Here is a 14590-nt window from a genome sequence, read left to right on the forward strand (position 1 = left end):
GTTATTTCCCCTCTTCCGGCGTGTTTAATTTTTCCTGCACGGCTGACAGCGGACGTGAAGGCGTGTGATGGGTTCCCGGACCGCCGTCTGGCGTATGGTCACCTTCACCCTGTTGCGGGCCTTTCTTGATCAGGTTGAACAGGTAGGTATAACCGACACCGAACACCGACATATAGACCACGATAAAGGCAATCAGGCTGATGCTCATATGCAGGTCGCCATGAGCAGACACCGCATCTTTGGTTCGCAACAGACCATAAACCACCCACGGCTGACGGCCGATTTCAGTGGTAAACCAGCCTGCCAGCAACGCAATCAGACCCGATGGACCCATTGCCAGAGCAAACCACAGGAACGGTCGTGAGGTGTAAAGACGGTTACGGAAGCGCAACCACAGGCTGGCGAAGCCCAGGAAGACCATCAACATTCCTAATCCAGCCATCACACGGAACGACCAGAAGATAATGGTGGAGTTAGGACGATCTTCTTTCGGGAATGACTTCAGCGCTGGTACCTGCTTATGCAGGCTGTGCGTCAGGATCAGGCTGCCCAGATACGGGATTTCGACCGCATACTTGGTTCTTTCCTGTTCCATGTCCGGAATACCGAACAGCACCAACGGCGTGGGTTCACCCGGTGGGTTTTCCCAGTGCCCTTCAATGGCGGCAATCTTAGCTGGCTGATGCTCAAGCGTGTTCAGACCGTGGGCATCGCCCAGCATCGCCTGAATGGGCGAAACGATCAGCGCCATCCACATAGCCATCGACAACATTTTACGAATGGCTGGCGTGTCGTTTTTACGCAGCAGATGCCACGCCGCAGAAGCGCCAACAAAGAAGGCGCTGGCGAGGAACGCAGCGGTGGACATATGCAGCAATCGGAACGGGAAGGACGGGTTGAAGACAATCTTAAACCAGTCAACCGGGACCACAATGCCGTTCTGAATGGCGTAGCCCTGCGGGGTCTGCATCCAACTGTTAGACGCGAGGATCCAGAAGGTGGAGATCAGAGTCCCCAGCGCAACCATACAGGTGGCGAAGAAGTGCAGGCCTGGACCCACGCGGTTCCAGCCAAACAGCATCACGCCCAGGAAGCCAGCTTCGAGGAAGAACGCGGTAAGCACTTCGTAAGTCAGTAGCGGACCGGTCACGCTCCCGGCAAACTGAGAGAAACCACTCCAGTTGGTGCCGAACTGATACGCCATGACCAGGCCGGACACTACGCCCATGCCAAAGTTTACGGCGAAGATTTTTGACCAGAAATGGTACAGGTCGCGATAATCCGGGTTCTTGGTTTTCAGCCACAGCCCTTCCAGCACCGCCAGGAAACTGGCGAGGCCGATAGTGATGGCCGGGAAGAGGATATGGAAGGAAACGGTAAACCCGAACTGTATCCTTGCCAGGTGGAACGCATCTAATCCAAACATTGCTTACCTCGATCTAACATAATAAAAAACTGCCTTTCTTTTTTATTTACCGACGTTTAACAAGCAAGCTACATTCAGAGGCCGCTAAACGGGTATTTCATCGAAGGAGTGATCCTGAGACCAAATCAGGTGAAGGAGTAGCTACAGTAATCGGTAATCTGCCTATAACAGCGCGGATCTTTGCGATGAATTGTTTCATCACAAGGTTAAAATATTTTGACGTGCTGTTAAATAAGAGTAGCTGAATGATGCCGTAATGTAAGAATACTGTTTCTTTCTGGCCGTAAGGGCTTTTTGCAGCCGTAGGTGAGCGTGGGGAAGGGCAGAGGATTGTAAAATGGAGCGCTACTTTTATTTATGAGTAAAGCAGTTGCTATCACTTTTTAGAGAAGCAATTCTCCGAACAAGCGCACAAATGGGAAATTAATCAGAAAAAACATCACGCCAAAAAGGGGGTTGTTATTTTATTGTTATTTTATGGGGTATTTGGAATTAAATAATCACCCCTGAAATGTTATCAACAGATGTCTGGTTTCCCTGCGTCATCAGTTGGTGTGAAAAACCGTGTAAATGTTAAACCTTAATTTCTCATTTGGATTCATATAGAATCATTTGGTTACATTTACACCTCAAGATAACTGCGTTTTGTTGTCTTGGGTCAAAACTTAGTCAGCTATTGTATGGTTCTCACGGAATGTTAAAGGGAGAGACAGGATGGCACTTTTTTGGTCTTTATTGCCTGTTTATGCAGCCTATCTGCTGGGCACCGCCAGTCCCGGGCCAAGTAATCTGGCTATTATGGGCGTGGCGATGCGACAGGGCCGTTTGCCTGCACTGGCGCTGGCTGCCGGGGTGATTACGGGATCGGTTTTTTGGGCGTTGGTGGTGGCAACAGGCATTTCAACTGTGTTGCTCGCCTATGCTCAGGCGCTGATTGCCCTCAAAATTATTGGCGGATGTTATCTGTTATGGCTAGCCTTTAAAGCCGCTAAAAGCGCCCGGCGAAAGGGAGAGTCTGTCTCGCTGGCAGGTCAGACTGCGATTAAGACCTCGCTACGGGTGCTGTATAAACGAGGGTTACTGCTGCATCTCGCTAACCCGAAAGCCATTCTGGTCTGGCTGGCCATTATCTCGCTGGGCATCCATCCTGATGCTTCGCCTCTTGTGCTGCCAATGATTGTCGCCGGTTGCGCATCGTTGGGCATGGTGGTGTTTAGCAGCTATGCGCTGGTTTTCTCCACGCAGACAATGAGCCGCATCTATTTAAAAGGACGCAGGGTGATTGAGGGCGTCTTTGCCCTGTTCTTTGGTGTAGCCGGCATCAAACTGCTGCTGTCGAAGTAGTTTCAGCCAAAGATTTGGTCATTACGTAAATCACACTTTGTTGACTGGGGCTGGCGAACAGCTCCTCTCTTAAAAGAGTGAACCCCTGGCGTTGATAAAATTGCGTGGCGCCGGGGTTGTCCTTTAACACTTCCAGCCAGTAATAGGCTTTTTTCTTTTGGCGACAAAACGCCTCCACCTGAGCAAAAACCTCGCTGCCATAACCCTTCCCGGTATGCTCCGGCAGAATATAAATTTTATTGAGGTAGGCACCGTCAGGCCGGTTTTCAGCCACTGACAATGCCCAATTAACCTGACAAAGCCCAACCGCCTCGCCTGCCACTTCTATCCAGAACCAGCCACTATCCGGTTTAGTCAGGCTGGCTATTATCGATTCAACGGAAAACTGACGTTGAACAAATTCGTCCATTTCTTCAGGGCTATGCCAGAGACGGGCAAAATGGTGGTGATAGCTACGCTTGCCAACGGATGAAAGACGCGCTGCATCGGAAAGGGTGGCGGGGTGGAATTTCATACTCAGCGTTCCATGACAGTAGAAGAGTAAAAACAGCTTACCAGCAATGACATAACCTGAGTGAACACCCGTTGAGTTGAACCAGTCCTGGCGAACGCAGTGTGTCAAAAGTTTGATCTTCATCTCAAAATGTAAATTCCCCGTCGCGGGGGCATATCAGTCCCCCGATGTTACCGTTAACATGTTCCCGGTAACACCTTGTGAGCTTTGCCTGAATGCCCTGACACTGATACCCGTCACGCCCTGAGCAAGGCGGGAAAAAATTAATGTGGCCCTGACCTGACTTCAGGGGCACGCACCGGAGAATATTTATGCCATTAGTCATCGTCGCGATTGGCGTAGTGCTGTTACTGCTGCTGATGATCCGCTTTAAACTTAATGGATTCATCGCCCTGATCCTGGTCGCGCTGGCGGTTGGTGTGATGCAGGGAATGCCTGTAAACAAAGTGATTGGCTCGATTAAAGCCGGTGTTGGCGGCACGCTGGGCAGCCTGGCACTGATCATGGGCTTTGGTGCGATGCTCGGCAAACTGTTGGCAGATTGCGGTGGTGCGCAGCGCATCGCTACCACGCTGATTGCTAAGTTTGGCACTAAACATATTCAATGGGCTGTGGTGCTGACCGGTTTCACCGTCGGCTTTGCCTTGTTCTATGAAGTGGGCTTCGTGCTGCTGTTACCGCTGGTGCTGACTATTGCCGCCTCTGCCCGCGTACCTTTGCTGTATGTGGGCGTGCCGATGGCCGCTGCTCTGTCTGTAACCCATGGCTTCCTGCCTCCACACCCGGGACCTACGGCTATCGCCACGCTGTTCCATGCTGATATGGGTAAAACACTGCTGTTTGGTACGCTGTTGGGGATCCCAACCGTGATCCTGGCGGGCCCGGTTTACACCCGCTTCCTTACGAGCATTGATAAGCCAATCCCTGAAGGCCTGTACAACAAGAAAACCTTCTCAGAAACTGAGATGCCAAGTTTCAGCGTTAGCGTCTGGACCTCGTTAGTGCCGGTGGTGCTGATGGCGCTGCGTGCCGTCGCTGAGATGGTACTGCCTAAAGGGCATCCGCTGCTGGCATATGCCGAGTTCTTTGGCGACCCGATCATGGCAACGCTGATTGCGGTATTGATCGCGATATTCACCTTCGGTCTTAACCGTGGTCGCACCATGGACGAAGTGATGCAAACGGTGACCGACTCAATCAAAATCATCGCTATGATGCTGCTGATTATCGGTGGCGGCGGGGCGTTCAAACAGGTGCTGGTCGACAGCGGCGTGGACAAATACATCGCCGGCATGATGGAAGGCAGTACCATTTCACCGATCCTGATGGCCTGGTCGATTGCCGCGGCACTGCGTATTGCGCTGGGTTCAGCAACCGTAGCGGCGATTACCGCTGGTGGCATTGTGGCACCGATTATCGCTACCACAGGCGTCAGCCCTGAACTGATGGTGATTGCTGTTGGCTCCGGTAGCGTGATCTTCTCGCACGTTAACGACCCGGGATTCTGGCTGTTTAAAGAGTATTTCAACCTGACCATTGGCGAAACGATGCGTGCTTGGTCTGGTCTTGAAACGGTTATTGCCGTTTGCGGCTTGATCGGGTGTTTGCTGTTACAGATGGTTATTTAATCTCGGTGGCCTGCCTGTAAGGGCAGGCCCTTCTCCTCGATCCCATTCAGAATGATTAGTATGGTTTAAGTTTTTATTCTGAGTATTTTCTGCGCTACTCCCTCGTTTTTTCTAATTTAATACAATTAAATCAATCGATTGTTTTTTTTAAGCTTCTGATTTTAAGGTGTTTAAAGGGGAGTGGGTGCCAGCAAATTTGCAAGCTTAAGGTTGTCCTAATCTTAAAAATGTAATATTAATGCAATACTTTTTGACCTCTAACGGACCAGCTTTGCTTATGTCATTGTCCTCGATTTTGAAACGGCCCACGCTCAGTCGGGTTGCCTTCCTGATATTGTTTTCGGTTTATATCGCCGTATTCCTCAATATTGCTTATTACCGGCAGGTGCTTACCGCCATGCCGTTGACGTCATTCCATGACGTATTAGTCTTTTTATCGATGCCGGTTGTTGCCTTCAGCGTCATTAATATTCTGCTGACGATGGCTTCTTTTTTATGGCTGGATCGTATTCTGATCGCCATTTTTATCCTTATTTCTGCCTCAGCTCAGTATTTCATTATTAATTACGGGATTATCATCGATCGCTCGATGATAACCAATATGCTGGATACTACCGCCTCTGAAACCTTTGCCCTGGTCACTCCGCAGCTGTTGTTTTCTCTGTTAGTTCTTGGTCTGCTGATGGTTATCATTGCGTTTTGGATAAAAATCAAAAAAACGCAGCCTGTCTGGAAAAGCTTCGTTTATCGTCTTGCCAGCCTGGTGATCTCGGTGGCGCTGATTGCCCTCGTTGCGATGTTCTTTTATAAAGATTACGCCTCGCTGTTCCGCAATAACAAAGAGCTGGTGAAGTCGCTTTCTCCTTCAAATAGCATCGTAGCGTCCTATTCTTACTACTCTCATCATAAGCTGGATAATCTGCCGCTGGTGAAAATAGGTGAGGATGCCCGACAAAATCCGAAGATGCTGGCGGGCCCTAAAAAGACCCTGACTATTTTGATCGTCGGTGAAACCTCACGTGCCGAAAACTTCTCTTTGTCTGGTTACTCCAGGGATACCAATCCGTTGCTGGCAAAAGACAACGTGTTCTATTTCCCTCACACCTCCTCTTGCGGCACTGCCACTGCCGTTTCTGTGCCTTGCATGTTCTCCAATATGCCAAGAACCCATTTTGATGATGGATTGGCCAGTCATCAGGAAGGTTTGTTGGATGTGATCCAGCGGGCTGGGATTAGCGTCCTGTGGCGAGATAATGATGGCGGCTGTAAGGGCGCTTGCGACCGCGTGCCGCATGAAGATGTCTCTACTCTGGATTTACCGGGAATGTGTATAGGAGGGGAGTGCCACGACGAGATCTTATTCCAAAAACTGGATGATTTTATTAAAAATCTGCAAGGGAATGGGGTGATTGTCCTGCATACCATAGGCAGCCATGGCCCGACTTATTATCATCGCTATCCTGCCAGCTTCCGTAAGTTCACGCCTACTTGTGATACTAACGAGATCCAGACCTGCAGCAGCGAGCAGTTAGTCAATACCTATGACAACACCATCTTGTATATCGATTACATTGTCGATAAAGCGATTACTGTGCTGAAGCAAAACGATGCTAACTTCACCACCAGTCTGGTTTATCTCTCCGATCACGGTGAGTCTCTGGGAGAAAGTGGGATCTATCTGCACGGAATGCCTTACGCCATCGCCCCGGTTCAGCAAAAACATATCCCGATGCTGATTTGGCTGTCGGAAGATTATAAAAAACGGTTTGCTGTCAATGAAACCTGCCTGAAGAAAGCGGCGGCTAATAACACCTATTCTCAGGATAATTTGTTCTCAACGATGCTGGGGCTGACGGGGACCGAAACCAAAGAATATGTGCCGTCTGATGACATTTTGTCTGGCTGTCGTAACATTTAAGGCGCGATGATTGATGAAAGCGATCGTTTTTGCTTATCACGATATGGGCTGTACCGGTCTGAAAGCGTTGATCGAAGCGGGGATTGAGATCCAGGCTGTCTTCACCCATCCAGACGCCGCCGGTGAAAATCATTTCCACGGTTCTGTAGCGCTGACAGCGGGTGAACATAACATTCCGGTGTTTATGCCGGCGGATGTCAATCTGCCTTCGTCAGTCCGCCAGATCCAGGCGTTAGCCCCAGAGTTGATTTTTTGTTTTTCATACCGGCAAGTTTTCGATGAGCAGATCCTTAACAGCGCAACAATCGGGGCCTTTAATGTTCATGCGTCGCTTCTTCCGGCCTATCGCGGCAGAGCTCATCTGAACTGGGTGTTGATCAAAGGTGAAAACGAGACGGGGGTGACGCTGCACAGAATGATTGCTTCCCCTGATAAAGGTCCCATTCTCGCTCAGCATAAGGTCGCTATTACCGCAGAGGATGACGCCTTGTCCCTTCACAGTAAGCTGGTCAGCACTGCAGGCGTCCAGCTTGCCCGTTGGCTTCCCGCACTGCTGGCTGGGGAACTTGCTGAGAGAGAACAGGATGAAGCCCGCGCCAGTCGATTTGGCAGAAGAAAGCCCGAAGATGGCCAGATCAACTGGCTCGACAGCGCGGTGAATATTCATAACCTGGTGCGTGCGCTGGCTTATCCCTGGCCCGGTGCTTTCACCTTTGCCAATGCGCAGCGAATCATTGTGTGGCAGAGCTGCTACCTTACCGGGCGTTCTGGTGACGCGCCCGGCACGGTTATCAGCACCAATCCGTTAGTTATTGCCTGCGGTGAGGGGCAGCTGGAGATCATTGCTGCTCAGCATTCGGCGGGGGAAAGACTGTCGGGTGCTGAATTCAGTCGTCAAATGGCATTAACGCCAGGCCTGATTTTCACTCTACCTTGCTGAAATCTCAGTAAGTTGCAGCAGTGTATCTGCTCCTTTCAAAGAATCCTCTCTCGCTGGCGATGTGGAAATTCCTTCAAGGGAGTTGCCAAAAAACACCGTTGCTAAGTATACTATCACCTTGATAGTATTTGGTTTTTTGACTAAAGCCAAATTTAGCTCGGCCATAAAAAAAACAACGACCTGACGACAGTTTGCCCCCTTTTCGGCGCAGGCCACCCAACACCTTTCTATAACGCTTTCTGCGTTTGGCGGTTATTTATCCTTTTTATTTAACAGGTCTGCAAGGCAGTTGCCTTTGGGGATGTATGCAGTATGGAAAATGAACAAATTCAGGTGCCCACGATCCCCGAGCTACCGCTTAAAGGGATCCCGCAGGAAATACTGCGGTTGGGGAAACACCTTGCGGACACCAAATATCAGATTGATATGCTGGGAAAAAATGGCTGGGCAGAGCTGACAGCTAACCTTCATGGCCTGGAAGCCAGCGGCGAATGGGACGGGCCGGACGACGCCCTGACGTTTTTCAGCAAAATCTTTCCCTTTGCCATCCTCCCGGCGGAAACCGAGCCGCTGGGGATTTTCCGCGTGCCCACCGAGAGGGTGATTGGGCGCAGCTGGCGCTGGTGGCCGGATCATTTGAGCGCCACCAGTGAAACGAAACTCGTCGAGCATCTTGAAGGCCCGATGGCGGCGGAAAGCACCTCATGGTATTTCCTTCCTTCGCTTGGGCTGCTGCTGGCTGCTCAGGGACAGAGCCGGGTTAACTATTGCCGCCAGCGGCATATTCCGTATATCACCGCGCGCGTCAGCAATCTTAATTATCCTCAGGCTGACCGTTTGCGCCTTTATCACGTGACCAAAGGGCAAACGCGGCAGAGTTGGGTAGTGTTTAACGATCGCTACCTTCAACCGGTTCAGTGGCCACGCATCACCTTGCCAGCGTTGGCCACTTATGGTGTACACAGCGGCGGCTGGCCCGTGTCATTCCCGCCGGTCGAGCGTATTTTCGCCGAGCTTTACCATCCTTTGCCTGCGGAAGACTTTGTCGCCCCCTGTGTCGATCTCACTGCGGTGAATGAGGCGATTAAAGCGGAAGCGTTGGCAGAAAAATCAGCAAAAAAACCGGTGAAAATGGCGCTCAGTGACATGGATATCACCAATATCTGGCCCGTCAGCCTGACGCTGTCTTTCTTCTTTATTCTCTCGCTGGTGGTGGCTGGATTAACCGCTGGGGAAGGCGTAGCAGGGTGTATCAGCCTGCTGGTTTGTGGCATGGCAGGCAGTCTACTGCTGTTCCTTGCCACGCCAGTGTTCCTGGTGAGTAAGCGCTTACGCAGAAACTATCAGGCGGACAGTCAGGTTGAGGACGTGTCTGAAGACCAGCCGCCAGCGGTTGAGGTGCAAACACCGGTGGTCTGAGGATGAGCTCATCCTCAGTAGTCTTAAGAGGAGTGAAGTTCAAGCCAGATAACGGTAAGGTCTTTTAATCAACAGGCTCTCTGTTATTAAGAGCCCTAACTAACCGCTAAAGGAAGAAATGTATGCTGAAAGTCTGGGGCAGAAAAACCTCCTCCAACGTGCAGGCCGTGATGTGGTGCATCGCTGAATTAGGTTTGCCGTACCAACGGGTAGATATTGGCCACAGGTACGGTGGCAACGATACGGCTGACTTTCTGGCGATGAACCCTAACGGCACTGTGCCGGTGATCCGTGATGGGGAAGGGGAGCCGCTCTGGGAGACTGGCGCGATTCTTCGTTATTTAGCCGGTCGCTATGCGGACGGCCCGTTCTGGCCTGAAGACCCTGAGCAGCGTGCAGGGGTGGATAAATGGGCGGAATGGGCAAAGATCACTGTAGCCCACAGTTTTACGGCTCCTTTGTTTTGGCGAGTGGTCAGAACGGCGGAAAAAGATCGAGATTATCCGGCAATCGAAGCAGCACTCTCCGTGTTGAATACGACACTGAAGATTGCCGAGGCTCAACTGGGCAAGCATCTCTTTCTTGCCGGAAACCAGCTGACTCTGGCCGACATTCAGTTTGGTCACCTTCTGTTTCGCTATTTTGAGATTGAGATAGCGCGTAGTTCTTTCCCGGCTATTGAAGCTTACTATCAACGTCTTCAGCAACGGCCAGCCTTTGTCGAACATGTGATGGTTTCTTACGAGGAACTGCGGGTAAAGTGAAGACCTTAGCGTAAAGCAAAGGGCCCTGAGAAAAGGGCCCTTAATCACTAATATCAGCGTTAATGCGGCTGAACAAATCCTGCTTTCACCATCTCATCCCGGAAGGCATTGGCAATGACCCGGTTACCGCCGGTAACGGGATAAATGACATTGTTCACCACGTCGTCCAGATAGTGTTCAGTAAACTCCTGAAGCGTGAGCTGAGATCCGCCTTCGTCATTGATGGCAATTGTGCCTTTGATGTCACGGCCTGTATGTCTGGCTTTCAGGCTATAACGGCCCATGCTGCTGTTGATTGTGCTCATAAGATCTCCTTGTTAACGTCATGAAAAAATCTTAGCAAGTGAGTCCATAGCAAAAGACAGTCTTAAGTTTAGTCCGCCCGCGCACTCACATCTAAACCAGAAACGTAAAGAAAACGCAGAGCGTGATCGCCATCGCGAAAAAAAACCTGCAGGCAGTAGTTGTGCTGTTTTTACCTAACTTGTTGATATTAAATATATAAATAAAGGATTGGTTAGTAAGCGACTGACGGGGCATTTTGACTTAACGACGAGGTGAGAGTAAGCAAAGAAAAAAATCTTCTTCTATACTCAAGCCACTACATCGTAGTGACTTTTTATTGTGGCTGAGGAAAATGGAATGAAGATTATACTCTGGATTATTGCGATCATTTTTATTGTAGGTTTATTGACCATCACAGGCGTATTCAAAATTTTGTTCTAAGACTCTGGTGGCAGTGCCGTTCTGAGCGCTGTCACCTCTTCATTCCTCATCGCGGGATTTTTAAAAGAAAGATCCTTAAGGCTGATGGGCTTATTGCAGGTTGCACAACGTGCACCATGATGTTGACCAAACTGATCTCCTTTGGTGGTGAAGACAATCCTATGTTCTCCACATCTGTCGCAGTAAATTCTCACTTACTCTCACCTCCTTGCTTAAGTGCTCTCTGAGTCTACCAAAAAAAAATCAGACATTGATAAATTATCCTTATGAGTAAAGTTGAGTGATATTCACGGGTAAGAAGTTGATTACAAACGGTGACCATGCTGTTGGTAGGGGATTATCTGGTTTTTTACGATTAAGGATTTTTCTTAACCAGAGCATTTAATTTTTCTTAAGAAGGAGTTAATTTTTCTTAAGAGGGATTTCCTGCAGCGTCGACCAGGAGATTTGGGCGGGTAACGTCAAACATTCCCTGCCGTTGCCCAGGAGTCGTCCTGGTGAAAACGGGGGCATTCATTGTTAAAATTATTTTTTACTCTACTCAACCAGCTATTCAGGCGCCCAAATCGGCATATTCAGTAAGCGTTTAAGTGGGATCGGTATAATGAATATTTAAACGTTGAACGACCTTGGGATCTCTCCTTGCCGTCAGGTAACAGAGTCTCTTTAACACCACGTGAACGGTAAATTATTCAGTGAAGTCACTAAAACTCCCCTTGGTATTGCTGGCACTGTCCAGCCTGTTTTTTGCTCCCCTCGCTCAGGCGATCTCCCTGGCTACGGGTATTTCAAATACCTGGACGGCATTTAGTGATAACGTCAGCGAAACCTGGAACACTCCGGACAGCTACGATTTATATATTCCAGCCGTGACCTGGCATAACCGGCTGACCTACGACAGTGAAAAAACAGACCGGTATAATGAGCGTCCCTGGGGAGCCGGTGGCGGGATCTCACATTTCGATGAGAAGGGAAACTGGAACGGCCTCTATCTGATGGTGTTTAAAGACTCTTTCAACAAGTGGGAGCCGATTGGGGGCTACGGGTGGGAAAAGACCTGGCGACCGCTGGAAGACCAGAATTTTCGCCTCGGTTTGGGCTACACCGCGGGGGTTACGGCGCGTGATAACTGGAACTATATTCCGATCCCTTTAGTGCTCCCCTTAGCTTCAATAGGTTACAGTAAGGCGACGTTCCAGATGACTTATATACCAGGCACTTACAACAACGGGAACGTTTACTTTGCCTGGTTTCGCTGGCAGTTTTAGCTGCGGGAAGCGTGGCGAAAGTATGACGTATCTTCCAAAAAGGCGATATTTATCACTTTTTCGCAGTGGGCGACTGGACAAAAGCCTCGGCAATTGCTGTACTAACCGCCGACACAGTTTAGTGTCCATTTTTCATGTAAAGGTAATATAGATGTCTAAGATTAAAGGTAGCGTTAAGTGGTTTAATGAGTCCAAAGGATTCGGTTTCATTACTCCTGAAGATGGTAGCAAAGATGTATTCGTACACTTCTCTGCCATCCAGAGCAATGGTTTCAAAACTCTGGCTGAAGGTCAGCGCGTAGAGTTCGAAATCACCAACGGCGCCAAAGGCCCATCTGCTGCTAACGTTGCCGCTATTTAAGTTACCAGACAGAATTCTAAAAACCCGCCGACTGGCGGGTTTTTTTTGCTCTTTTTTTCCCTTTCTGCTGGCGAAAGGGAAGGATCAGGTTAAGCGTTCAGCGGGCGAAAAACTGCTCAAGCCACAGGGCCACAGCCAGCAGGCTGACGGTTACGGCAACAGCTTCACTGAATGATTTTGGTAAGGCATTCATCGGGTCATCTCTTTGGCAGGTTATTTCAAAGAGTGTGGCGAAACATTATTAAGGAAACATTAATAAACCTGTTTTGGCCGACAGAATCGCAGCGGGTAGCCTGCTGGCAGATAGCGCGGCTGTCGCTCTGTAACATCGACCTGTTTTCTGACACTTGCTTATCCTGTTGGGCAAGCTATAAACATAGGCGAGAGGGCCAACCACAGGCCCATATGTGGAGGAAGCGTGATGAAAATCCGTCTGGCGGAAGCCAAAGACAGTTTTGCCCTGAGTGCTCTGTTAGCCGAACTGGGCTATGAGAATACTGAGGGATTTATTGAACGGCGCCTGACCCAACTGATTGATGACCGGACTGAAGAACTGCTGGTTGCCGTGCACGGCAGTACGGTTCTCGGATTCCTTTCTTTGCACTTTATCCCGCAGCTGGCACTGGCCGGAGACTTTGCGCGCGTCAGCTATTTCTGCATTGCAGAAGGAGAGCGCAGCAAGGGAGCTGGTCAGCAGTTGTTGCAGCATGCAGAACAAGTGGCAAAGCAACGAGGCTGTGACCGGATGGAGGTCCACTGCAATGAGCACCGTATCAAAGCCAACGCATTTTATGCCCGTGAAGGCTACAGTGAATCTCCGCGGTATCTGATCAAAGACCTGAATGAGTAATCTTCTGCTCCAGCCCACAGGCCAGTAGCAGAGCGTCGGCAATACTCTCAATGCGTTCACTCTGGAGCATTGAGATGCTGACGCGGATAAACTGAATCCCTCCGATGCGGCAGCGTTCCCCAGGCAGCACGGCAATGCCTCTTGCCGCCAGGGTAATCATCGCAAACTGTTCTGACTGCACCGGTATAAAGAGGCTCAGGCCATCGCGATCCGGCAGTTCAAGTCCTCTTTTGGCCAGAGCGGTAAGCAGCTGGCGGCGACGCTGAGCGTAGATCGTTTTCGCCTGCTGAAGCTGTTGCTGAGTGGCGGGATCCTTCAACATCCAGGCCACGGCCTGCTGTAAAATGCGGCTGGTCCAGCCTGCGCCAAAATTGCGCCATGACTGAATGCGCTTTATGTGGGCCGCCGGGCCAGAAAGCACCGCCAGCCGCAGATCGGGTCCATAAGCCTTCGAATAGGAGCGGACATGTAGCGTTCTCTCCGGGAAATAGCGTCCCAGGCTCCAGACCGGATGCGCGGACAGTTCGCCAATACCATCATCTTCTACAATCAGCGTTCTGGTGCCGACCAGCACTTTCGCTAACGCTTCACTTCGCGCTTCACTGACCGTGTGTCCGGTAGCTGAGTGGGTTCTGGGCTGATAGAGGAAGGCGGTGGCGCCTTTGTTCAGCAGCATCGCCAATGCGCCCGGTAACGGGCCCTGTTCATCGCAGGCCAGCGGCATCACTTCCGCCCCAATATTGTCCAGCATGTCCAGCAGCCTGGTGGCAGTGGGATCCTCGATGATGACCTTTTCCCCGGGTGAAAACAGCGTCTGCATAATGCAGTTCATCGCATCAAACCCGCCGTCGGTCGCCAGCCAGGCTTCGGCAGCGTAGGGCCAGTCAGGTTTGATCGCCTCCAGCAGCGGTTGAGAGATGGGATCGCGCTGGTAGCTGTTGAGCTGCGGACACAAAACCCCTTGCCGCATCGCTTCCTGCAAGTCTGGCATCAACGCGGGATCGGGCGAAGCCATAGCCAGATCGGCGCGGATATTGTCGCCATAGTTACCTATCTTCTCAAAACGCACCGGTCTTGGCGTAACGTTATCACCACAAACCCACACGCCGCTTCTGCCTTTACCGGCTATCACTTTTTGCCGTTTTAACTGCCCCCAGGCAGCGGAGACGGTTGCCGGACTCACGCCTAAGGCTTCAGCCAGGTTACGCACTGAGGGCAGATGCGTTCCGACAGGAATTTGTCCCTCGCGGATAAGACCAGCCGTTACCCCTGCAATCCCTTTTACCGAGGCATCTGTAAGGCGTTCAGCAAACCACTGTAAGTCCAGCGTTGAGGTCATAAGAAATCCGTTTGTTCAGTAACAAAGAAATTATTGTACAGCTATTATTATCGATCTAGTATCGAATTCAAGCAGTAATTGCACACAAATTAT

General features: G+C 50.4%; 13 protein-coding genes. 9 read left to right on the forward strand and 4 right to left on the reverse strand.

The annotated features are described in order from the left end of the window. Position 1 precedes the first annotated feature (1 nt). Positions 2-1426, reverse strand: a complete 1425-nt coding sequence (locus WCC56_RS11860) for a cytochrome ubiquinol oxidase subunit I (protein ID WP_424692568.1) — start codon at positions 1424-1426, stop codon at positions 2-4. 714 nt (positions 1427-2140) lie between these two features. Between WCC56_RS11860 and WCC56_RS11865 the strand changes: the two genes are divergently transcribed. After that, positions 2141-2770 (forward strand): LysE family translocator, encoded by a 630-nt coding sequence (locus tag WCC56_RS11865; RefSeq protein WP_424692569.1) that lies wholly within the window; start codon positions 2141-2143, stop codon positions 2768-2770. Here the strand turns inward: WCC56_RS11865 and WCC56_RS11870 are convergent. Beyond that, positions 2748-3407, reverse strand: coding sequence for a GNAT family N-acetyltransferase (locus WCC56_RS11870; protein ID WP_424692570.1), 660 nt, complete (start codon positions 3405-3407; stop codon positions 2748-2750). The two genes, WCC56_RS11865 and WCC56_RS11870, sit on opposite strands and share 23 nt — an antisense overlap. Before the next feature lie 188 nt (positions 3408-3595). Between WCC56_RS11870 and gntT the strand changes: the two genes are divergently transcribed. The 5 genes from gntT to WCC56_RS11895 all read left to right on the forward strand — a co-directional run bounded on the left by gntT (position 3596) and on the right by WCC56_RS11895 (position 9953). Next, the gene (gene gntT, locus WCC56_RS11875; protein ID WP_424692571.1) at positions 3596-4912 is read left to right on the forward strand and encodes a gluconate transporter; all 1317 of its coding nucleotides are present in this window, start codon (positions 3596-3598) and stop codon (positions 4910-4912) included. Positions 4913-5189: 277 nt separating this feature from the next. Continuing rightward, a complete protein-coding gene (eptA, locus tag WCC56_RS11880; RefSeq protein ID WP_424692572.1) occupies positions 5190-6830 on the forward strand; it encodes a phosphoethanolamine transferase EptA in 1641 nt (546 codons plus the stop codon). Positions 6831-6843: 13 nt separating this feature from the next. Then, entirely contained in the window at positions 6844-7770 is a 927-nt protein-coding gene (locus WCC56_RS11885; RefSeq protein ID WP_424692573.1) for a formyltransferase family protein, read from the forward strand. Between the two features lie 312 nt (positions 7771-8082). After that, positions 8083-9189: a hypothetical protein gene (locus tag WCC56_RS11890; RefSeq protein ID WP_424692574.1), complete on the forward strand. Its 1107-nt coding sequence runs from the start codon at positions 8083-8085 to the stop codon at positions 9187-9189. 122 nt (positions 9190-9311) lie between these two features. Further along, the gene (locus tag WCC56_RS11895) at positions 9312-9953 is read left to right on the forward strand and encodes a glutathione S-transferase family protein (RefSeq protein ID WP_424692575.1); all 642 of its coding nucleotides are present in this window, start codon (positions 9312-9314) and stop codon (positions 9951-9953) included. 59 nt (positions 9954-10012) lie between these two features. Here WCC56_RS11895 and WCC56_RS11900 read toward each other — a convergent pair whose 3' ends face one another. Further along, positions 10013-10258, reverse strand: a complete 246-nt coding sequence (locus WCC56_RS11900) for a hypothetical protein (RefSeq protein WP_424692576.1) — start codon at positions 10256-10258, stop codon at positions 10013-10015. A 1161-nt stretch (positions 10259-11419) separates the two neighbouring features. On the opposite strand from WCC56_RS11900, the gene pagP reads away from it, so the two are divergent. The 3 genes from pagP to WCC56_RS11915 all read left to right on the forward strand — a co-directional run bounded on the left by pagP (position 11420) and on the right by WCC56_RS11915 (position 13158). Next, positions 11420-11947, forward strand: a complete 528-nt coding sequence (gene pagP / locus WCC56_RS11905) for a lipid IV(A) palmitoyltransferase PagP (protein WP_424692608.1) — start codon at positions 11420-11422, stop codon at positions 11945-11947. Positions 11948-12098: 151 nt separating this feature from the next. Continuing rightward, complete coding sequence (cspE, locus tag WCC56_RS11910) at positions 12099-12308, forward strand: transcription antiterminator/RNA stability regulator CspE (protein WP_004156612.1); 210 nt, start codon at positions 12099-12101, stop codon at positions 12306-12308. Positions 12309-12729: 421 nt separating this feature from the next. Then, entirely contained in the window at positions 12730-13158 is a 429-nt protein-coding gene (locus WCC56_RS11915; protein WP_424692577.1) for a GNAT family N-acetyltransferase, read from the forward strand. Here WCC56_RS11915 and WCC56_RS11920 read toward each other — a convergent pair. Continuing rightward, on the reverse strand, positions 13139-14497 hold the full coding sequence (locus WCC56_RS11920; RefSeq protein WP_424692578.1) for a PLP-dependent aminotransferase family protein: 1359 nt from the start codon (positions 14495-14497) through the stop codon (positions 13139-13141). The two genes, WCC56_RS11915 and WCC56_RS11920, sit on opposite strands and share 20 nt — an antisense overlap. Between the last annotated feature and the right edge of the window lie 93 nt (positions 14498-14590).

Origin of the sequence: Erwinia sp., from assembly GCF_049696395.1 — a bacterium.
GTDB lineage: Bacteria > Pseudomonadota > Gammaproteobacteria > Enterobacterales > Enterobacteriaceae > Erwinia.

Coding starts and splice junctions, on each gene's coding strand:
- gntT (WP_424692571.1), top strand. CDS start 3,596: ATGCCATTAGTCATCGTCGCGATTGGCGTAGTGCTGTTACTGCTGCTG.
- eptA (WP_424692572.1), top strand. CDS start 5,190: ATGTCATTGTCCTCGATTTTGAAACGGCCCACGCTCAGTCGGGTTGCC.
- WCC56_RS11860 (WP_424692568.1), bottom strand. CDS start 1,426: ATGTTTGGATTAGATGCGTTCCACCTGGCAAGGATACAGTTCGGGTTT.
- WCC56_RS11900 (WP_424692576.1), bottom strand. CDS start 10,258: ATGAGCACAATCAACAGCAGCATGGGCCGTTATAGCCTGAAAGCCAGA.
- cspE (WP_004156612.1), top strand. CDS start 12,099: ATGTCTAAGATTAAAGGTAGCGTTAAGTGGTTTAATGAGTCCAAAGGA.
- WCC56_RS11895 (WP_424692575.1), top strand. CDS start 9,312: ATGCTGAAAGTCTGGGGCAGAAAAACCTCCTCCAACGTGCAGGCCGTG.
- WCC56_RS11865 (WP_424692569.1), top strand. CDS start 2,141: ATGGCACTTTTTTGGTCTTTATTGCCTGTTTATGCAGCCTATCTGCTG.
- WCC56_RS11920 (WP_424692578.1), bottom strand. CDS start 14,497: ATGACCTCAACGCTGGACTTACAGTGGTTTGCTGAACGCCTTACAGAT.
- WCC56_RS11915 (WP_424692577.1), top strand. CDS start 12,730: ATGAAAATCCGTCTGGCGGAAGCCAAAGACAGTTTTGCCCTGAGTGCT.
- WCC56_RS11870 (WP_424692570.1), bottom strand. CDS start 3,407: ATGAAGATCAAACTTTTGACACACTGCGTTCGCCAGGACTGGTTCAAC.
- WCC56_RS11890 (WP_424692574.1), top strand. CDS start 8,083: ATGGAAAATGAACAAATTCAGGTGCCCACGATCCCCGAGCTACCGCTT.
- WCC56_RS11885 (WP_424692573.1), top strand. CDS start 6,844: ATGAAAGCGATCGTTTTTGCTTATCACGATATGGGCTGTACCGGTCTG.